The organism is Kosakonia pseudosacchari (assembly GCF_900184035.1).
Classification (GTDB): domain Bacteria; phylum Pseudomonadota; class Gammaproteobacteria; order Enterobacterales; family Enterobacteriaceae; genus Kosakonia; species Kosakonia pseudosacchari.
Genome location: NZ_FXWP01000026.1, coordinates 75,980 through 98,430, shown reverse-complemented (window position 1 = coordinate 98,430; position 22,451 = coordinate 75,980). Strand labels below are relative to the sequence as shown.

The 22,451-nt window shown below is 53.5% G+C and carries 5 protein-coding genes; all 5 read right to left on the bottom strand.

The window, feature by feature from the left end:
* Window positions 1-2: 2 nt before the first annotated feature.
* Window positions 3-350 (bottom strand): cupin domain-containing protein, encoded by a 348-nt coding sequence (locus tag BN2591_RS22210; protein WP_086873935.1) that lies wholly within the window; start codon window positions 348-350, stop codon window positions 3-5.
* Between the two features lie 206 nt (window positions 351-556).
* The gene (locus BN2591_RS24940) at window positions 557-9,124 is read right to left on the bottom strand and encodes an invasin domain 3-containing protein (RefSeq protein ID WP_086873934.1); all 8,568 of its coding nucleotides are present in this window, start codon (window positions 9,122-9,124) and stop codon (window positions 557-559) included.
* Between the two features lie 50 nt (window positions 9,125-9,174).
* Window positions 9,175-16,716 (bottom strand): Tc toxin subunit A-related protein, encoded by a 7,542-nt coding sequence (locus BN2591_RS22200; RefSeq protein WP_086873933.1) that lies wholly within the window; start codon window positions 16,714-16,716, stop codon window positions 9,175-9,177.
* A 1,169-nt stretch (window positions 16,717-17,885) separates the two neighbouring features.
* Entirely contained in the window at window positions 17,886-18,311 is a 426-nt protein-coding gene (locus BN2591_RS22195) for an immunity 26/phosphotriesterase HocA family protein (protein WP_086873932.1), read from the bottom strand.
* Window positions 18,308-22,450, bottom strand: coding sequence for an RHS repeat-associated core domain-containing protein (locus BN2591_RS22190; protein WP_143468278.1), 4,143 nt, complete (start codon window positions 22,448-22,450; stop codon window positions 18,308-18,310). Before BN2591_RS22190 ends, BN2591_RS22195 begins: the two co-directional genes overlap by 4 nt.
* Window position 22,451 lies beyond the last annotated feature (1 nt).

The following is a 22,451-nucleotide window of genomic DNA, read 5'->3' as shown; positions in this document are numbered from 1 at the left end:
ACTCATTCGGGCAGTTCTCCGTCCGGGTATTCGTAGTGAACCGCTAACCAGATGGTCGGCGGTTCCGCACGTGTCCAGTTCACCCGGTGACGGCAATGCGCGGGAATATTTACAAAATCCCCCACCTGCAATACCCGCTCTTGCGCTTCGCCTTCAAGTTGTAAACCGGCGGCCCCCTGCAGTATCAGTACCCATTCGCTCTGCGGCTGGCAGTACCAAAAGTCAGGCGGGCTGGCCTGCCCGGTAGAGACAATACGCTCGATTTTCACATCCGGGCGCAATAGCACAGCTTCGAACGTTTCCGCGTCATTTGCGCTGGCGGGGAGATCGCGCAGCAAGTTGCTTAGCATCGATTCTGCTCCATTCGGTCGAAAATTGTCGCCAGCATGGCAGGGCGTGCTCGCTGGCGCGAGCGCGGGGAAATAATACTTAACAAATGGCGCTCACAGGACACCGCATTTTCAGCAAACGCGCACAATATGACATTTTTACCCTGCTCAACATTGCGGTGGGAACAGTAAACAGCTCAAATGAGCTGTTTACTGAAGGGTGAAAATTACTCCGGCGTAATCGTCAATATAGCAGGCCATATTGCAAGAATATTACCGTCTAAAAATGCAGTTATCTGAACGGTTCCAGAGGTCGTAGAGCTCACATTACGGACGTAGATACCGTCATTGTTATCTAAAGGCACAAAGATCGTCGTCTTACCGTCCAAAACCCATGAGTATCGCACGTTTCTCCCGGTGAGCGGATTGCCATATTGATCCTTCAATGTGAGCGTAATAGTTGCTTCATCTGCGCCGTTTGCAGGAATAGTGTCTGGCGACACAGTCAGCGATGACAATCTGGGCGATGGCGTGCCAGAAGGGAGCACCTCCTCAAAGACCACCGTGACAGGTTCGATATAAAAACCAATGCCATAAATAACAATGCCAACCTGTACACTTCCGGCAACAGCGCTTGTCAGCTCGAAGGTGTAAGTCCCGTCTCCTCTATCCGTAGGTTCACCTGTTTCTCTCGTAGAAGGAGATTCGCCGTTATCCGTAACGACATTTCTTAATCTATCAAAAGAGAATGTCACGGGCAGCTCAGGAACCGGCGTTCCGTTTTTATCCTTCACTGTCAGCGTAATGATCGATACGTCCTTATCATCTGCTATAACGATATCTGACGAGGCAGTCAGGGTGGATGATGCAGGGTCTGGCGCACCGGGCACCACCTTGATGGTCACGACGATATGATGCACAGCAAAATCAGAACCATTCACCATTGCCGAGATCTCAGCCTGCCCGGCGATGGTGCTGCTCATCTGCGAGACGTAAGTCCCATTATGTTTATCTACCGCATTGCCACTCAGCGTAACGCCTGGCAGGCTACTGCTAAATGCCACAGTCTGCCCGGTCATCAAGTCGCCATCTTCATCCTTCAGTGTCAATGTGATGGTCGTTGTATCGGTGCCATTTGCCTTAATAGTGAGGTTCGACACATTCAGTGTTGATAATGTTGGACTTGGCGCACTGGGATAAACCGACTCGCTGACTTTCACCGTGACAGGCGTTAAAGCAAAATCAACACCGTTCACGATCACCTTGACTTCAGCATTTCCGGTCACAATGCTGCTCAGCGTCGCGACGTACGTCCCGTCATTGTTATCGACTACGCTACTCAGCGTCGCACCCGACATAGTACATATGAAATCCACGTACTGCCCGGGTCTCAGCACTTCATCACCATCTTTCAGCGTCAGCGTAATGGTCGATGTGTCCGTGCCATTTGCCGTAATGGTGTCTGTCGACGCACTGAACGTTGACAATGCAGGGCTGAGCTCGCCTAAATTCGACGTATTGACGAGCGTGACAACCGCAGGCGTTACTGCAAAAGCAGCACCATTCAACGTTACGCTAACTTTATTGTTGCCGGAAATATGGCTGCTCAGTTGTGCAAAGTAAGTCCCGTTACCATTGTCCACAACCTTACTGATCGTAATACCACCGCCGTAGAGGCTGTTGGTAAATACCACGGATTGGCCCGGCGTCAAATTACCGCGAATATCCCTGAGCGAGAAGTTGATCATCGCCGTTTCGATGCCATTCGCCAGAATGGTTTGTGGCACAATAGCCAATGTTGATAATGTCGGGCTTAGATGAGCAAGATCCACCGCGAAAGTCGTTGTCAACGAGCTTGTAACCCCACCCGCTGACACCATCACCGTATGCCGCCCCGCAACCTCACTGCTAAACGCCACAATACTTTCGCCAATGAGATTCGTCACATCAGACGTGGTATCGAATATCACACTCTCGTCACTGCTGTATTCCACATAGATGCCTGGCATCAGGTCACCAAACTGATCATGAACGAATACTTTGGCATAGTTGATAGCCAGGCCGTCAGAGAGCACATTATCCTGTTCCAGGATGAACTCTATCGATGAAACGACGCGAGGTTCTGCCAGGTACTGCAAGCCGACAACGTAATAGGTGTTATACGGTGCATCGGGAGTGGCATCATACTTGTTTCCACCCGAATTAAGACTCACATTCAAATGCAAGCCGCGAGGATCCAAATCTGTCACCCAGCAGTAATAATCAGACGTAACGCCGGTTCCGGGGTTGCGGGATAGATCACCCCATTCCGACCACAAGTACAACCCTGCCTTGCGGTACCTATTTGCCAAACCAGGATATGTGATATCGGACACCGCTGGCATCTGTAACCCATTTTCTTCGCACCAGGTAACGGCGCTCTGCCAATCGGTTTTCAGTGTCCCGGCCGTGATAAACCATTTTTTCAAGGTGAAGGTGAAGGCATACATCGGCGTACCTGTATCGATAGGGATTGCCGAAATCGTGGCGGTATTATTGGTGGTATCCGGCGTACCGATAAACTCCACATTGCCTGCACTGTCAACGCTCATCCAGGGCTGATCGGATCCCCACTGGTAGAGGCTGTTATTCGAGGCGGAGCCTTCAAACAACACCTGGAATTGCGCACCAAGAATGCCCGTATTTGGGAAACCGTTGGCTGGCCGGAAGAAAGGATAATCGTTAGGGTTGAAAATCGTCGTATTTGGCATCGTCTGTCTGATCGGTGTCATATTCACCACAAAGGTGATACCGTCCAGGACAGTGCCATTCGCACTCACCGTCAGGGTGGTTGTGCCAAGCACATTGCTGGTGAGTTTACAGGTGTAAGAACCGTCACCGTTATCCACCACTTCCGACAGGGTTACGTCTGTTACGCTGCTAAGAATGGACACACTCTGACCCGGAGCCGGGTTGCCGTGGATATCCTTCAGAATGAAGGTGACCGTCGCAGCATCGGTGCCAATCGCCTGAATACTTTTCGGCGTAGCCGTCAATGTTGATAACGTCGGGCTTAAATGCGCAAAGTCGACAACAAAGGTGGTCGTCAATGAGCGACTAATTTGACCCGCAGTGATGGTAATAGTATGTGCTCCTGCAACCTTACTTCTAAACGCAATAATACTTTTGCCATCGGGATTCGTCACATCTGACGCAGACTCTAATACGACGCTATCGTCACTGCTGTATTCCACAATCTGATCGCGCATAAGATTACCGAACTGGTCATAAATGATGGCCTTGGTATAGTTGACATCCTGTCCATCAGCGACCGCATTATCTCTTTCAAGGGTAAACGTCACCAACGAAGGAACAGGTTCCTCTACCAACTGAAGTTTGCCCACAACGTAATATGTGCGATACGGTGCATCGGCGGTGAGATCAAGGCTGTTTCCGCCTGAATCAAGCGCCACATTCTGATGTAAGCCGCGCGCATCCAGATCCGTTACCCAGCAGTAATAATCAGACGTAATGCCGGTTCCAGGGTTGCGGGATAGATCACCCCATTCGGACCACAGATACCGCCCTGCATGGCGTTGCCTTTCCGACAAGTTAGGGTAATCAATATCCGTTATTGCCGGTATTGATAACCTACGCTCCCGGCACCAGATAACGGCATTTTCATAGTTGGCCTTTTGCGATCCAGCGGTGATAAACCATTTTTTCAAGGTGAAGGTGTAGGCATACATCGGCGTTCCCGTATCAATGGGGATTGCCCAAATCGTGCCAGTATTATTCGTGGTATCAGGCGTACCAATAAACTCCACAGTGCCTGTACTATCGACACTCATCCAGGGTTGATCGGATCCCCACAGATAGCGACTGTTATTCGAAGCGGAGCCCTCAAACAGCACCTGGAATTGTGCACCAAGAATGCCCGTATTTGGGAAACCGTCGGACGGCCCGAAAGGATAATCGTTAGGGTTGAAAATCGTCGTATCTGGCATGGCCTGTCTTTGCGGCGTCATATATACCGTAAAGGCGATGCCATCCATGATATTGCCATTCACGCTCACCGTCAGAGTGGTTGTGCCGACAACATTGCTGGTGAGTTGACAGGTGTAAGAGCCGTCACCGTTATCCACCATTTCCGACAGAGTTACGCCTGCGACACTGCTAAGGATGGACACACTCTGACCCGGAGCCAGGTTGCCGTGGATATCCTTCAGAATGAAGGTGACCGTTGCCGCATCGGTACCAATCGCCTGGATATTTTTTGGCACAACCGCCAATGTTGACAATGTCGGGCTCAAATGTTCAGTATCGGCCGTGAAGATTACCGTTATCGTACGGCTTCGCCCGCTGCAAGATACGGTCAACGTATGCTGTCCTGCTATAACACTCGTTAAAACAGCCGTAACACTGCCATCGGCGTCGGTGTTCCCACTGGCTTGTTCAAGGGTTACATCGCTATCAGCGCTGAATGTCACGAGTTGATCGGCCATCGGCACACCATACTGATCATAAACCGTGGCTCTTACACTATTAGAAGAGGTGTTATCCGCCATAGCACTGTTAGTAACCGCGACCAGTTCAATCGACCACACAAGCCTGAACTCCGTCAAATCGTTTTCATCTTCGCTGACCACAAACCACGGCGTATAGAGTGTCCGGCGCAAATACCCTTTTGCCGTTAAGACCTGTATATCACGCCCGATAGGATCGTAATAATGGGTGTCGGCATATAAATCTTCACGCGCGCTGTCATCCACCACCCACTGCCAGCTATTCAGAAAATAGGGTTGATACGTGCGAATCGCCTGTCCTTTATTGTCATATTCTGTGCGCCCGCTTACTGCCCAGCGTGTCGTCGTCTGCACCACATCGGTAATAAGCGTGCCATCATCTGTACGTTGCCAGGCCTCCCCGGCTTCGAAACGGACAGCAGTTTGTAGCTGCCGCCCAAAACCATCACTAAAAAGCACCGACTGGCGGATCTGCTGTTCATCACTGTCGTCATAGCGATCGGTAACCAGCGTCACTACATGCGGCGGTATCCCCGCACCATTTTGCCAACTGTCAGTCACATAAACCTGACACTGGGCGACGGGTAACGGCGCCGTCAACGCCAGAGCCTCTTCCGCACCAGCAGGCTGGTTGAATACAGTATTGCTATACCCGGCAGCCACCCCGTTCTCGGTACCACTAAAACGTTGGCTGGTCACTCGACCTAAGGCATCAAGCGTTACCTGATGAATATTGTTGTTCACATCGATAATTTTAACGGGGGTTAAGAACCGCCAGTCATATTCCGCCTGCGTGGTAAGCCCTGCGGCATCAATAACTTTCGTGATCACGCAGTTGTACACGTCGCGAATCAGGATTGTCGCTCCCGTTAATTCCGAATCACGCACCATTTGTGGCAACCAAAAATACTCTGCCGTGCCATAGGTGGTGAGATTACGATGCACGACCCACGCCCCGAGGAACGAGAGCCAGACATATCCGGCCTGTTGCAGCACACTGTCGGTCAGATCCTCTTTCAGCTCGGCGACCATCTCGTCGTCAAGTACCGCCGTTTCAGTAAAGCCGATACGTGGCGGAAAAGCTGGCAGCTCTGAAGTGGGGCTGTCATTGCCATCCAGATACCATGGCTGATACCAGCCCGCGAACGCCTGGCTGGCTGGCGTACCCAGCGGCGCGCCAGAGTGTGTGAGATCCTCCAACGTTAAGCCTGTATCCGGTGCAGAAGAGTAGAGATAAACGTCACTTCTCACCGCATCAACCAGGCCGTTTACCCACCTTCCTGAGGCCATGTCATCAATGCTATACCAATGGTTTTCCTGCCGGGTTACCACCAGTTGCTGCTGCTGGTCGTCGTAACTGGAATCAAATAGCGTCTCCGGTAGCGTATCCGGGTAGGGGCTAGTCGCCGGTTTCGCACGGCGTGGATAATTTAGCGTGAAGGCAAATAACGGTTGACCATACTGATCGCTGGTCAACGTCACCTGCTGGCTGCATTGCGGATCGTTGCTTACCCGCTCATAGGTATAAGTACGTGTTTCTGCCGTAAGGGGCAAAACAATCGGATACCCTCCCTCACCCGCTGCTGCTACCAGACGCACCTGAGGCCGGGATTCGCTGACTTGATACGGCACGATTTGTTGTTTGCTAGTGTCTTGACCATAGAGTTCACTGCGCAACAACATGCCTTTTGTGCCACGGCGTAGCCAGAAGACTTCACTATCGTCCGGAATATAAGGCTGTTCATTGTCCGCGTACCCCGAGGTGAAGCGGGGAGAGAAATGCGCAAACGCTGCACTATCGCCAGTCCACCAGTTCGCCGCCAGTTGATCATCTATGGCGGGTAAACCCGTGGAAAACCACTGCCGCGAAATTGATGGCTGGCTAATTTCTGTAGTGGTTCCCTCACTTTCCTGCGTATCGGTATCCTGGATTTCGACAAAACCAAAGCCACGAAACTCGCGCTCTTTCCCATCCCAGGCACCATAACGGTAACGGGCGGTACTCACCAGACGATTACCGGTAATTTCGTCAGTAATATCCGTACGCGATAATAAATGAAGAACGAAGGGCAAATAGCTGACCGGAACCGGCGCACCCGCTGCCGCTGCATCTTGCTTTTCATCCAGCCAGAACTGCGCGGAGCTGCGGTAGGTGAAGTTATGTCTTTGCCCCATATTGTTGCGCATTTGGTTCAACAACCAGGGTTTGATACTTGATAAATGGCAGACATAGTGGCGGGGCTCAGGATGAGGCACGGTCAGTACCAGACTGGCAATGCCCAACCCCTGAATGTCTGCAACCTGGAGATCACAGGTATTGTCATAACGCACGCCTTCCGGCAACAGAACTTCAAAAGGCTCCGAGAAACTGTTCCCGCTTTGATTGATATATACCAGGAATTTTTTACTGAGCGCATATACCACATCCGTGGTGCCTGAGCCGTCGATATCCGCCAGATAGAGTTGCTGCGGGTTAAAAATACCGCCCGGCGCTGTCCAGCCGGACATGACTACGGGCGTGCCAAACTCCCCGTGACCTTTATTAGGCCAGTAACGTACTTGATCCTCTTTAATCTCTACCAGATGTTGTTGCCCGCTCCCTGCCATATCGCTGAAAGCCACCAGCACATTACCATCTGAGCCAGCAACTGGCAGCGTGACGCCATCGGGTTGTATCACATTGCGGGCCTTTTCCCAGCCTTCGCCGGTGCCGATATACAGACGAACGCTTTTCGGACCAATTAACACTAAATCAGCTAAGCCTGATCCTGATGCATCCGCAAGCTGAGCGCGAGGGTGCTGATATTCGACAGGAAAGGCGGATAGCGGAGAAAAATTCAACCAGCCCCGTTCCGGCGTACGTGCATATACACCATTTACACCGGCTGAAGAGACGACCCATTCCATATAACCATCGCCGTTAATATCGATCAGCATCCCTCTGTCGCGCAAAGCAGGAATGGCGGGTAATGGCGCGGGTTTATCCCAGATGACGGCATCCGCATCTTTGCCTGGCTTACGCACAGGAGCACGGTACCACCACGCTCCACTATCCTGATACAGAACCCCAGCCAGCCCTTCACCGTTCAGATCCACCAGTTGGTAGGGCTGCCAGGCATTCAGATTGGCTAAATCTTCCCGTTCCTGCCAGGAGGTTTCTGGCTTCGTGATAAACGTATTCCAGTCAAACACCATCGGAGGAAGCGAGGTCAGCGTACCGTCCGGCTCCAGCCCCACCTGCTGAATGGATGCCAGCGTCGTGACAGCTGGAGAATCGTTATAGGTCAGAATAAGACGGGAAACTTGTTCTGGCGCACTCTCTGACGCACCTGCCAATGCCTGCGTAAAATGATAACCCAGCACCTGGCGGCAGAATCGGCGTGTGCGCATTTCAAAACCGTACTCCCAACTGGAAAAGCAATCCTGGCGGCACAGCCAGTCGCCTGAACCGGGAGCCACCCAGGCCGGAGTGGTCATAAGATCAACGCTGCGCTCACCATAATCCAGCACCACCAAAAACAGCCACTCACTGATGGCTGTCTCCGTCATCAGACCAGGGAGCGTTCTCCCTGCTACGCGGTTACCGTAGTAGACAGCCGTCAGATAGCGCTGTGCGGTCGCATGCGGATGGGCTGTTGTTTCGGCGGTTTCGCAGCCTGTATTATCTTCCGCACGATACAGCCAGTACATCTGCTCACCCGTTGCCGATACTGACGACTCCAGCAGCCAGATAGCCGTATTATCCGGGTTTTCTGGGTTACTCACCCGCGCCTGCGCAGTGCTGCCGAACAACAGCACTTGTCCGTCTGGATTGTAATACAGCCAAAAATCACGCGCTCCAGTGCCGGTTGAAGACCAATACTCCAGCCGACTAAAATCACTTTCCACACGCGAACGATAACGGTGAACGGTAAAGCTGTTACCCAGGTTCACACCAAGCAGCGACGTGGCTGTGCGGGTGTCGCCCGAACTCAGTACCAACACTTCGCCATTTGGCCCAACGTATTCATCCTGGTCGTCGTAGTTTGGCGTCCCCTTTTTCGTCCGGCGACGGATAGCCGGTGTATCCACACTCCAGCCCATTCCAAAGGGGCCATTGCCTGAGCGACTGCTATAGCTAAGCGCCAACGAAGGCGCATAACCTCTCCCTGAATTGATGGGTAACGGAATAACCAGAGTATTTGCCCCATCTGGCCCTGCGCTTGCAACATCGCCTTTTAAGCCACTGATCGCACCGCCACCTTTCGGTAAAGAAGGCGTTTCAGGTCTGACATTATCTGTATTTTGCATCGTAGCGCTCCCACGGGCGCCCACCGGGCGCCCGAAACAGATACATAGTGTTAGCCGGTAATGGTGTAGCGGATATGCAAAATGATATCCGTCAGCCCGATCAGCAGATCTTTTTGCTCGCCAGCAATGTCTGGAAAACTCAGCGTCAGCGTACCGCTGTCATCCACTGGGATCCCTTCAAACGGCAACGCGCGTTCATCATTAAAATCGAGCTGGAACTGGCCGCTGTCATTCATTCCGTGTGAAACAGCCAGTGCGTTGCACCCCTGCGGAAGCACCACGCTGCCGCCATAACTGAGCACCGCCCGGATATCCTGATAGGGTTCAACTTGCAACGGTAGCGTGACACTGACCTGCTTGATGCGCCGGATTGCCCCCAGCGACGCCGGATAGTCAGAAAGAATGTTCAGATCGGCAAGCTTAATACTCGCCTGTAGTTCTCCGTTGGCCACAGACAGTGTGTTACCCCCGCTGCCCGCGCTGCCCGTCCCGCTACTCACCAGAGAGGCTGCCTGGTCCGCCAGGGTAAAGGCTCCCGTCGATAACCCGCTGTAGACCTCTTTGAGTGAAACAGTTCTACTGATCTCAGCCATGCGTGAATCTTGATTAATCCACGCCTGCTCCATACTCGCCAGGCTCAGCAACAGCGTTTCGCCGCTCATAAAACCCAGCCAGTTCGCCTGCCAGGCTCCCGGCTTGATAAACGTGGTGGCATCATCATTGAAGCGCCATTGCCAGGCGCGTTGCGCCTGAAGACACCGGGCGATGGCCACGTCATAGAACTGATAGTAAATCGAGGCCAGTGTGCCGCGCAGCCAGCTGTACAGCGCCGGCCCGGTGAACTTGCCCTGCAGCCAGTCAAGCTGTGCCTGCGTCTGCGCCAGTTGCGTCTCCACCTGCGCTTTCTGTAGCACCACGCCCTCACGGCGCACGCCCAGTGACGCCAGTTGCGCATCTATCTGCTTCATTTCCGCTTCCGCACTGTTGCGCTGGATCTCCCACTCCTGGCGGCGGCGGCGATAAATTTCCGACTGGGCGATTTTAGTACCTGAAAGTTGCACACGGTCGGCAGCAATCTGAACGCCAAATCCTACGGCTGACAGAATAGCGCCATAGCGGGATCCACCACTCGCCAGACCATAAACATTGGGCAACATATCCAGCGCCGCAGCGCCCATATTGAGCGCAGTGGCCGCTTCAGAGACCACTGATGCAACGGATAGTAAATCCATCACCTGGGCTTCACCGGCATTGACATTTTCATCGTACAGTTTCTTGTAGCTGTTGCGCCTCTCCTCCGCGCCCTGTCGGCTGGCCGTCAGCGCATCTTTGTCTGCATCCAGCTCGGTCAGGGCATGCTCCTGTACCGCAATGCTCTGGCGCAGCAGCGCCAGACCCTGGTTCTGCAACAGCAGGGACAGTGCTTCCGCATCCTGACGTTCGGTAATTGACAGCATGGTGTTACCAAACTGGGTGAGCTGGAATACCAGACCCCGCGCACTCTCCAGCAGCGCCGGGAAGCGCAGCAGTGGCAGGGCGACCGCAGGCAGGGAATCCCCGCCGCTGGCGGATATCGCCGCCGCACTCAGCAGCGCCGACGGGCTGGCCGCAGCGGCATACACCGGCAGGTAAAGTGGCTGGCCGTCAATCGACAGGTTATGCCGCAGGTTGTACAGCCGCTGGCGCAGCGTCTGCCAGTAACCGCTCAGTCTGTCGTTCATCTGCGGGTAGAACAGCCCCAGCAGTGAGTTCGCCGTGCGGGTCTCTGCATCCGTTACCGTCGCTTCGCGGATGTTTATCATCTCCAGCTGGAAGGACTCTTTCAGTGTCAGGCTGGCGGCATCTCCCAGTACCGGGTTCGACCAGCCGCCGTTGACCAGCGAGTCGGCAGGCTCATCGCCCAGCAGGTTCAGCGCCTGCACGTACCACATTTTGGCTTCGTTAAGGGTATCGCGCTCCAGCAGCCGGTAGGCCGCGTCGCCGCGGGCAATCAGCAAATCCAGCACCCGCATAAAAAAGGCGACTTTGTAGTGCATCGGGTCAGACTGCGCCACCGCGTCCGGGTCGACGGAATCGAGCGGATCCGGGTTCCATGAGGTGTCCTCCTCCAGCGGGCGCACGTTCCACGTCCACGGCGCGGGTGTGCCGTCAGTGTTGTAGTACCCTGCCGGGTCCCAGATGTATTTCATCCACGTGGTGGCGTCATCGAACTTGCTTTCGTGCAGCAGGCGCTGGAACACCATTGAGGGTACGTAGAAGAACATCTCCCAGAAGTAGAGCGCGTTGGCACCGGCGAAATCCATCGGTTCGGTGTCATTGCTCAGAATATCGACGCTCTCGAACATGCTCAGATCCGATTTAGGATTCATCACCACTGTCGAGTTGTAATCATTACTATCGCTGTAAATGAAATGCGCGCCCCTGAAGCCTTCGTTAGCATGCTCAACCGGCATGTTAGCGTAAGCCATAAATATCTGTGCTATAGAACCGGGGCTAAACGGCACATCAGAAAAGGGTACAAACACCCTGACAGTGGTGGATGTATCGGCAAATGTTCCCGAATAGTAGGGGAATTTAGTCCAGTCATCGACAACAAGCGTAAGGTAGAAAGAAAATGCGCGGCTATTACCATGCACACTGGCATTGTAGGGGGGGATCACAAAGTCGCAATATAAGCCTTTGCCCAGTTTCGGCTCCTGCAGTTGCTGGGTTTCCATTGATAACACCGCATCCAGCCCCAGGTTCGCGCGAGCCACTAACTGCCGGGCAAACAGCGTATTAATACGTACCCGGTAAACATCACGCTGTAGATACTGAGCTCCTGTATCGGTACGCGAGAACGTTAATTTCCGCACATCCTCCCGCTGGGAAATGGTCATGGTGGCAGTCTCTCTTCCCAGGGATTGCCCCAGTGAATTTTTTGCATAAAAACTAATCGTCAGTTCCAGTATTCCGTTCCTGAACTCAGATACCGGGAAGGTTAACGTTTTATTTGTAAAGCTGTAGGTGGTTTCCCAACCCGGCGTGGTCATATCGGATGAACCTTGACCAGAAACAGAATATCCACTGGCGGCTGTTACAGAGTAACCGACATCTTCCGGCTTAACGATAGTGGAATATTCAACAGGTGAGCCGAAAAGCTGTAATAAATGAAAATCATCGTCGGCATAGAGACTTACAACATTATCAAGTTGACCATGATCATCGGAAAAGTAATACCAGTCCGTCCCCCATAGACCCAACGGATTATTTAGGCCATACATCTTAATCTTGGTTCCATCTTTCATTTCAGCGCCAAGCGTTGCCGTACCGCGTTCAGTTTTCAGCAAGCTTCTAATCGGATTCCCATTATAATTAAGAATGTCGATAGCAATTCCTTTATTTTCCGTTTCGCCATAAGCGTATATAAACGGCTGTCTATAAATAACATACTGACAATTCAAATCGCCTGAGAATCTAATTAAATCCATCCAATTCCTTCTGTTATTACCAAAGCTACCGCCGTTATAACCATTAAATACATAGCGAACGTTCATATTGCAGTTAATATGAATAACACCTTCATCTGCATCCAAAGTAACACTACTGATTTTATAACTGCCACCACTCATAATGGATAGATCTTCATAGCCCCAGCCATAATCCAGACCGCCAGCGGTAAACGCTAGCTCCGCCATAAATAAGAAACTAACCTGTTGTTCACTTTGCGTGTCATATTGCCGCCAGCAAAAAGAGTGGTAATAGTCTATTTTGGTTGAGGCGGATATTTCATGTTCGACTGAAATGATTAATCCTGATACTGTCTGGTTCTGATTAGCCGCCTCGCTGGCGGCGGGCGTATAAAAGATCGCCACAATCTCCGGATCGCCTTCATTACTGTTGGTACAGTAAAAATGTTTCGATGACATCGCACTGATATCTTCTGACGGCAGAAATCCCGACAGTTTTGCGCTCAAAGGCGAGCTCCAGCTACCGTCATGACGCATGTAAGCGAAGCTCAGAAAATAATCCGTCGATTGTGCCACCGTGCCGCCGTCGTCCGTCGTCGCCACAGGCTGCTCCGTCACCCACACCACATACAGCCGGTCATTAAACACCACCGGCCGCACCATGTTGTTGTACGCCGCGATACCCGAGCCGATTTCCAGCCACTCGCTCCACGCCGTCGCCGGGTATTTTCCGTCTGTCAGCATGTTCTGCTGCAGCGAACGCCAGTAATACCGCTCGCCGTCCACCAGCGATTTGCCGATAAACCAGGTTCGCCCTTCTCCCGTGCTCACGTTGTCATGGTAGGCGCTGACGATGTCCAGGTTCGCCACCTTCTCAAACTGCGTCATGTACCCACGGAACGCATCCCCCACCGTGTCAGCACTCAGCGCGCTCTGCCCGATGGTGTTCAGCATGTCGTCCATCATGCTCGTCTGCCCCGTCCGCACCGTCGGGTCAATATAGTTTTCCGGGTAGTACGCCAGCTGCGACACCCCCGCCCAGGTGCTGTAGCGCTTGTTGTACCGGTCCCAGTCCGTGAAGAACTGCCGCGTCAGCACCGGGCGCAGTATCTCCGCTTCCAGACCGTTCTGGCTGCGGTTCACGTACAGCTGCAGACTCGCTATCGCTTCCGCCACCCGCGTGGTGGTCACCTGCGAGGACACCTGCCCGTCCACCAGCAGCCAGACATACAGCTGCTCGCGGTTTGTCACCTCCGCGTTGCCCGAGGTCTGGATGTAGTACGTGCTCAGCGCCGCGCTGGTCCGCTCCTCCAGATGCTGCTGCAGCTTCCTGGTCTGCTCCGGACTCAGCCCCGCCTGCAGCAGGTTACTCACACCCACCCAGTCCGCGTACGCCGGTGAATTGCCCGCCGTGATATTGATGTATTTCAGCGCCACCAGCGACGCCACCGTCTGCGGTGAACAGTTCAGCGCCGCAGAGAAATCCAGCCACTGCAGCGTCACATCCAGCGTTTTCAGCGTGGTTATCGTGTTCCCGGGCCCCGACAGCGCCAGCGCCTGGCTGACCGACAGGCTGCTTTCACCCAGCGCCTGCGCCAGCAGCGCCGGGCTCAGCCCCCCCTCCACCAGCGCCGTCAGTATCTGCTGCGCGTAGCTCCCGGTCTGCATGATGCGACGGTTCACCCGGCTCAGCCGCTGTACCGTGTCCAGTGTCAGCACCGCGACTGTTGTCCCGCTGGCCACCAGCGCCGGGTTCGCCACCAGCGCCGACAGCAGGTAATCGCTGATACCCGTTTTACGCACCAGCAGCGTCAGCTGCCCCAGTATCTGGCAGAACGTCACCAGGCTTACCGTCTCGGCCTCCGTACGGTTATCTTTCAGTACCAGCGTGGCAAAGCCCTTCACATCGGTGCCACCCGGTTTTAACTGGTCAAGCCAGAGCAGGATACTCTGCGCCTGGCCGGAATGACCCAACTGGCAGGCCGCCGCGACGGCGGGCGCCAGCCGGGCAATCAGCGCGGCAGAAGAGAGGCTGGTCAGGTTATCCGCACTGACGGCACCGCGCAGGGTGGTCATCAGGGTCTCAATTTCCGGTGTCATCGCCGTGCTGTAACTCGTCGTCACCATCAGGTACAGCTCACTCACCGTCCAGTCCAGCGCTTTCAGCCAGCGGGTCATGCCGTGAAGCCAGGTCACCAGCGTGGCAAAATCGCCGGCATCCAGGGAGCCGAGCGGCGCCTGGCTCCAGGCCGAGACGGAGAGCAGCATCCGCAGTTCACTGGCCGTGAGCTGGTGCACCTCCGCCAGCAGTTGTGTGCGGTACAGCAGCGCCAGATTCTCTGCCGTCGCGGTGAATACCGTGCTGCCCGCCGCCAGCTGCCACAGGGTATCCAGCCCCGAACGACTCACCCGGCAGCCACGCTTGATGACGCTGGTACGGAACACGCTGTCTGCATCCGTGGCATTCCAGTCCACCGTGGCCCCGTCAGCAAAGAATTCGCGGTTATTGAGTAGCGGCGTGTTGAACAGGGTAGTGAAGTAGGTAACCTGCCCTTCCACGCTGATATTGCTGATATGCCCGCCCGCCAGCACCAGCGCGTCCTCAAAACGCAGGCTGTAGTGCTGCTGATAGAAGAGACTGAGAAAACTCAGTTGCAATATGTTGGCATCAAATAAAAACGAATGGGGGTCGTTATACATCAGCAGATACATCTGCTCCGCCGTCAGTCCGGTGGCTTTATACAGACGGATGATTTTATTGAGGTACAGCAGGTACTGCTCTGATGGCAGGTTGAATTGCCGAAATTTGGCATTAGCAAAATAATAGGCTCCCGTATCGAGCCTGATCCTTGATATACCAATCTCGACACCTTGTTGTACTTTCTCTGCCGGGATGGTGACCGGGATACTGTAATGCTGATTTGACTGCGGGGCGAGCATCCCGGTATAGAGATCAGAAGAATACCCGCTTTGTGTGCCGATATAGAGTTTTTCCCCCGGGGCCCACACGGACTTGAAGTTAAAATTGACCAGATAGCTGTCACCACCCAGCGGCAATAGCTCCAGATAATTGAGTTGAGAGCTGATACTTTGGCGGTAAATGTCAACGACTTGTCCCACTGAGCTACCATCGGTCGAAACCAGCGTGGTCAGCGAACCACCACGGTAATACTGAATCGGCTCGGAATAATCACGGTGCCCCAGCAGACTAGTCAGGATAAATATGTCATCAGCGGGAATATCATAATACCCGGCAAGCTGGTAAGCATTGAGCAAACTGCCTGTACTCCGCGAGCCAAAATTTCTCGTGTATAACGTCGAAGCATTGGATTCAGTGATAGTCTCGGTCAGAATGGCATACAGTTCCGGCGAGATATCTGCGACGATAGCCAGCAACGAAGACAAATCAATTTGCTGAGCGATATCCGGGTTCGACTCAAGCGCCGCCAGCATCGGATCTTGCAATAATATTGCCTGCCGCGCGCCTTCATAAGGCAGATGGTACGGCGTATTACCGGACAGCCGCCAGGTGGAAAGTTTCTCCATTATCGTATCGCTGTCCGTTCCCTCGATGCTGACAAGGTTGCTGAGCACAATGTCATTGGCTATCGACAGTGTGCTGACCTCTGCATCCATATTGTCCTGGCTCAGCGCCAGCCGGGTTAGATCCGGGCGACGCTTATCCAGATGACGCGCATTGTCGGTGGCGTGCAGATCACGGGCTTCACGATAGAGTTCAGTCAGGTAACCGGCCGGCGAGAACATTGAGGCCACCGAGCCCGGCGCAACATACTGCTGTGCCCGGTTACCGAACTGTGCATCATAATCCCGTAGGTTCTGGCTCTGGGTTAGGGTCGTATTCTGAGAAATACCCAATTGGATAGCGCGGGTCAGTTGCGGGTTGGCGCGGCTCAGAATTCGTGCCTCGGTTTCTTTATTTTTTTTCTGTGCGTCGCGGACAGCCCGGCTGAGGTACTTCGCCTCGCCCCAGGTTAACACGTCCTGATAGCCGGCCCAGATCTCGGCGAAGGAGTTAGGCATCAGCGAGGCAAGCAGGGAATTGGCGTCCACCACCGTCGAGCGGGTGCCGGAGGAATTGATTTTGCTTAAGATCGTCTCGATATCGTAATAGGAGTCGTACATAAAGGTATCCCCTCAACTTTTTAAATAGAGAAGTTGGTTTGAGACAGACGAAATTCTTTAAACAGCAGATAACCGCGCCATCATTAAAAAATGCTGGCGGAGTAAACCTCAGGAAAAACATGCTTTTTCACAACATGCCGGGAAAGACAGACGCGTTGTTTAACCGCTTTAACACTGGATTAGTTTCATTACCTCATAAATAAGGCGGGCAGCGAAACAGCCCGAAAGAGGAAGTTGAAATAGAGCGTAGAAGATCCTTTTACATCACTCCAACCAGAAATTCTGCGGTGCGAAATAGGGAAAAAATGTAATAACAAAGGCGATTTCAAAAGGATAGGGGAAGGAATAGCCAGAAATAAAAAGTTCCTTCAGAACTTTATTCTGGATTTATTAAATAAAAAAAGCGTTACAAACCGCATGTGAAATTTAATTTCCCATAATTATCTAGGATTCTTCATAAATAGAAAAAAAAGATAAATAAGATTAATCATGAAAAAAAATAAATCCCCAGGATTATTCATGATCTTTTTGTGCGTAGATATATCTTCTGAAGTTCAAAAAAAGTTAAAAAAATAAAAAGAGGTTAACGAAGGATATATATTATTCATGGATTGAGGGTTATTTAGCGAAGCGCTGATGGATCGTTTCGTTAGGGTGGGAGGATTGTCTTTATGGGGTAAAAGCCCACTGGTGGCAGTGTGTCAGATTTCTACTATAGTTCCCTATCCTCGCCGGTTAAGTAACAGAATTTAATATTTTTTAGCGTCCTATGACCGGTAAAAACGCAGCGGAATTAACACCTGCGATGCACAACTCTTCAATGCTGCGATTTTTCTCAAGGAAAGCGAAACCCCGTAGCGCTTTACGCTTTTCAATATCGATCTTCTAATTTCTCAATAATGAGAACCTCTTATTTACCACCCGCTTTTGTGATCTATAAAAGTTGCGATTTTTTGGCCACATTAAATTCAAGAATCATTTTTAAACAGAGTATGGTTATTTTTTAACTTCGCCATTATGTAACGCGGTGAAAGATCGCCACCGTCCAGCGCCACATGGAAAAAAGAGATATGCAAAAGCGGCAATACAAATAAAAAGAGGTAAGACACGCCTGATGAGATAATGAAATTAAAAAGAAGTGAAGCGCAGCGTCTTCACTTCTTCAGGGATTAATGTTGCGCCAGATATTGCTGCACCAGCTCGTTACCGGCCACGCCCATCACATTGAATTGCTTGTATTCGCTCTTATCAAGCACTCTGACGTATTCATCGCCATTGTATAAATGGCCGGCACTGTGGAATATTTGCAGCTCTTTTTTCCAGTCCGTCAGCGGGATATTACCGATAATTTCCCACTCACCACTTTTGAGGCTATCCACCGCCGCAAAGATCACCTTAGTGATGCCTCGTGAGTTTTTAAATTGCAGAAACTCATCGTGTTGCGGAATGCTTTTATCAGACTGAATGCTTAGCACGCCAAATGCGAAAGCCTTTTTAAAACGCCCTTTTAACGCACAGACGATCTGACACACAGCAAACCGACCATCGGCGGTTGGGATCAGAAAGATATCACCTTCCTGGTATTTTTGACTCATATGCTACCCCTTATGATAGACAGCGCGTCTTGTAAGATTTCTTTACCCCATGCTGAGCTATCGCCAGCGATTTTATACGTGGGTGCGTTTTTATTTCCGGGGCGGTAAGACCGGATATCGTTCAATAAATTCGTTAATGGATTCATCGACTTAGCACCACCATGCATACCTATAAGTTTTTCTTCCAGAAATTTAGCTTCAGCTTTGGTTAAGTTATTGTCAAAAATGATCAGCTGTTCCAGATGCGATTTACCCGGCGTTTTGGCATGGGCGTTTAAACGAGTTGGCGCATCACCGCGCCCAACGTAACGGATTTTGCCATTCTCATGCAGAATATATAACCCTTGCCCTTTGGCGCGGTTGTATTTCTTCCTTGAGCCACCGGGCGGGCGCGTAGAAGGCAGCCCAAGGCAGCGCTGCAAGCCGAGCGGATCGCTCCATGCCAGCGGATTTGGCGCGTACTGATACACGCTAACTCCCGCCACCATCCCCACGGGATCCTGGCTGATATAAGCCGCTATGTTCGGGTCGTAATAGCGGTAGCGGTTGTAGTGCAACCCGGTTTCCGCGTCGTAATACTGCCCCTGAAAACGCAGCGGGTTATCAATGCGGCTGGCGTAAACCTGCCCTTTCTCGCCCCAGATGCCGCTTTTCTCCGACCAGACAATCTCCCCTTCTGGCGAGGTCAATCTTACCGGCGCGCCGTTGGGATCGCAGTGGTAGTGCCAGCTCTGTTTTACGCCGTCCTCTTGCGTCAGTAGCGCCAGCGGCCAGAAACTGTCCGGGTAGTAGATATATTCCCGCATCTCACTGAACAGTTTGGCCTGCGCTTTCTGCCGTTTTAACCTGCCGCCGGTATCGAAAATACTGAGCGCGGCCAGGGGCTCCTGTCGCGCGGTGACTGTTTCACCCGCCAGCACCTCATCCTGCCAGTAGAACCAGCGTGTTTCGCTCGCCGTCTGCTTGAATACCCGTCGCCCCAGGCCGTCATAACCATAGCGCACCAGACTGTCGCCTTTACGCACAGCGATCAGTTGCCGGTTGTCATCCCAGACAAAATCCTCTTTTTCGCCTTCGCACTGGCTATCCCGCCGCTGGCGTAGCTCACCGGCGCGGTCAAACACATAGCGCACGCCGTGATGAATGCCTTCGCGAAACCATCCCCCTGCGCTGTCATTCACCTCGCGCGTTTGCGTCTGCAACTGATTACCGGCGGCATCCTGCACAAATTGACGGAGCGCGCCATCGGGTGCCGTGTGCGCCATCAATCGTCCCACCGGATCGTAGCTGTAGCGATCGCTGCCCCACTGGCTATCTTCCCGTAACGTCAGATTCCCGGCGCGATCGTAAGCAAACCCGCAGGCGAAGAGCGGTAAATCCTGTTGCAGCACCTGCTGGGAACTTAGCCGCCCAAGCCTGTCGAAACGAAAGGTACGCAGGACATCATTGGAGAGCTGTTCGCTCACACATCGTCCGGCCTCGTCGTAGGTAAACAGAATGGGCGCATCGTCGTTAAGCTGTATCTGGCTCAGCCGTTCATGCGCATCAAGGTGATAACGCACCTGGTGACCACTGTCGCTTTCGCGTTTGATCAACACACCGCGTTCGTTGTAACCGTAGCGCAGTTGAAAACCATCCTGCTCTTCCAGCAGCACACGCCCGGCATCATCGTAGCGCCAGCTCAGCCGCCGCCACGGGTTTTCACACAGCACCAGCCGCCCGCAGGGATCGTAGTGGTATTTCACCTGTAACGTGTCGCCGCTGCGCCGCTCAGTCAGCCGTCCCCTTTTGTCATAGCCATAGCGCACTTCACGCCCCAGCGGATCCTCACGACGTATCAACCGGCTGGCCTTATCCCAACCGTAACGCGTCACTTGCCCCCAATAATCATGCTCTTCCGTCACTCGCCCGAGCGCATCGCGCGTCAGTTGCCAGCGTTGACCATTTTGATTTTCCACCGTCACCAGCCGATCTTCCGCATCATAAAGGAAGCTCAGCGTCGCGCCGTCCGGGGTTGCGCACGACGTCAACATGCCGCTGCCGTTATAGCGAAGCTGCGTCGTTCGCCCCAGCTCATCGGTGTAACTAAGCGGGTCATCTTCGCGATCGTAGACAACGCGTATTTCACCGCCGGCCGGATCGGTGGTCGCCACCAGACGGTCTTTCATATCCCAGTGAAAGCGAGTCGTCCCCCCGCTTTCGTCAATACGCTCCAGCAGCGTTCCCCGTACCGAGTGGCGAAGTTGGATCGCGCCTGCGCCCGCCTGTTCAATACGTTGCGGAAAGCCATACCGATCATAGAAATAGCGAGTGGGCGAAATGCCGGGCACATTCGCCGCGCAAAGCTGGCCAAAAGCGTCGTACTGATACGCCGTGGCGACACCGGTGGGATCGATTTCGCGGGTAAGATTGCCAGCCTCACTGTATTCCGATCGCCAGACCGCGCCTTTCTCATCAGTCAGCGCCAGTAATTGCCCGTCATCGTCATAAACCGCCTGAATCACGCCACCATCGGGCAGTTTTTCGGCGGTCATGCGCCCCTGTTCGTCATACTCCCAGCGATGGGTACTGCCATCTGGTTCGGTCACTTCAACCGTGCGGCCAAAATCGTCATAGCGGAACACGGTATTGCCGCCTAACGGATCGATTTCTGAGACGGGCAGGCCATTTTCGTCAAAGGTGATACGCGAAATCGCGCCCTGCGAGTCGGTGACTTCCACTTCGTTGAGCAGCGCGTGGTATGCAAAGTGATAATCCCAGACTCCGCCGTCACCCCACGCGTGGATCACCTGCCAGGCCTCGTTGTACTGGTAGTGAAACCCCTGTCCGTTGCGATCAATATGGCTGACCATACGGCGCTGCTGATAAACAAAACGGCGCGGATGCGACAGCGCATCGATCTCGGCGCTCAACTGGCGGTGGGTGTCATACTCGTAGCGGGTAAGCGGTGTAATTTCGCCGTCCAGCGCATTATGCAGACGCAGCGTGTGCAGACGGTTTCGCTCCTGCGTGACGAGGATGTCGCGCCCGGTCATCCCCGCATGGGTGAACTCGCGAATTTGCCGTAGTTCGCCCGCTTCCCGCTCAAATCGCCAGCCGTTACCGCTACGATCGACAATCTCGCCAATCGGCAGGGCACCCTGTTTACCGTTAAAGTGCAGCAGTGGGCCACTTTCCTGGTCTACTCGCCACAGCACCTCGCCATCACGGGTTTCCCGCCACAGGCAGCTGCCCTCAGGCAAACCGCTAATGGCATGTTCGCGCCCGTCGCTCTGCGGCAGTGCGGCAAACAGTGTCATCCCTTCCGGCTGCGTCAGCATCGCGACGCCCTCTTCCGCCAGCACATCCAGGCGGATATCGGCCGGCGTCGACCAGCCAAAGCCGCACAGCCCTTCGATCTCAATATCTGCCGACGAATAGGTTCGCACCCACGCCAGCGGCAGACGGCCCGCTAACAGGAAATCCTGCTGTTCCAGGCTGACGCTGCCGTCGCGAATATCCACTGGTTCAGCGCGTAGCACGCGGCACTTGAGGAAGCCGGAGTCCATATTGCGAAACAGCTTCTGGCGCAGCTTGCGAAAGCGGCGCATAAACAGCCGCCACTTCGGCGTTTTCTTCAGTTTCTTAAAGCCCTTGCCCAGCCCGCTTAATCCGGCGCGCATCAACAGCGCCATCAGGTTGATGGTCGGCGGGCCGCCAACGACGACGTTATTGGGAATGGCGAGGTTAAAGGTGAGCGGCAGGGTGAGAGAGAGCGGTTTTGGCTTGGCGGCGCGCTTGAGACGAAACGGCGGCACCAGACCAATAATGTTGCAGCTCAACACCGGCATGCCGATGCGCGAGAACGGTTCGCCGTCCACCGAGACGGTTTTGCTGCCCATAAACAGCTCGTCTTCAATTTGTGGGCCGCCCGGCGCGCGCAGCGGCGGCACCCAGACGCCGCCGACCGGAATATGTACCGCGATGCCGCCCGTTCCGGCACTCGCGCGTTTGATGCTGTTGACGTGCACCGTGGTGCCAATCAGCGGCAGATAATCGAACACGTCAAAAACAATGCCGATATGCGGCGTTGGCAGCGGCCACGGGTAGGTATGAATATCCAGCCCGAGCTGCGGATCGAAGTGCGCGCCGGAGTGCATA

What these genes read in the sequence shown, in the direction of transcription:
- BN2591_RS22210 (WP_086873935.1), bottom strand. Translation starts at nt 350, where the DNA reads ATGCTAAGCAACTTGCTGCGCGATCTCCCCGCCAGCGCAAATGACGCG.
- BN2591_RS24940 (WP_086873934.1), bottom strand. Translation starts at nt 9,124, where the DNA reads ATGCAAAATACAGATAATGTCAGACCTGAAACGCCTTCTTTACCGAAA.
- BN2591_RS22200 (WP_086873933.1), bottom strand. Translation starts at nt 16,716, where the DNA reads ATGTACGACTCCTATTACGATATCGAGACGATCTTAAGCAAAATCAAT.
- BN2591_RS22195 (WP_086873932.1), bottom strand. Translation starts at nt 18,311, where the DNA reads ATGAGTCAAAAATACCAGGAAGGTGATATCTTTCTGATCCCAACCGCC.
- BN2591_RS22190 (WP_143468278.1), bottom strand. Translation starts at nt 22,450, where the DNA reads ATGCACTCCGGCGCGCACTTCGATCCGCAGCTCGGGCTGGATATTCAT.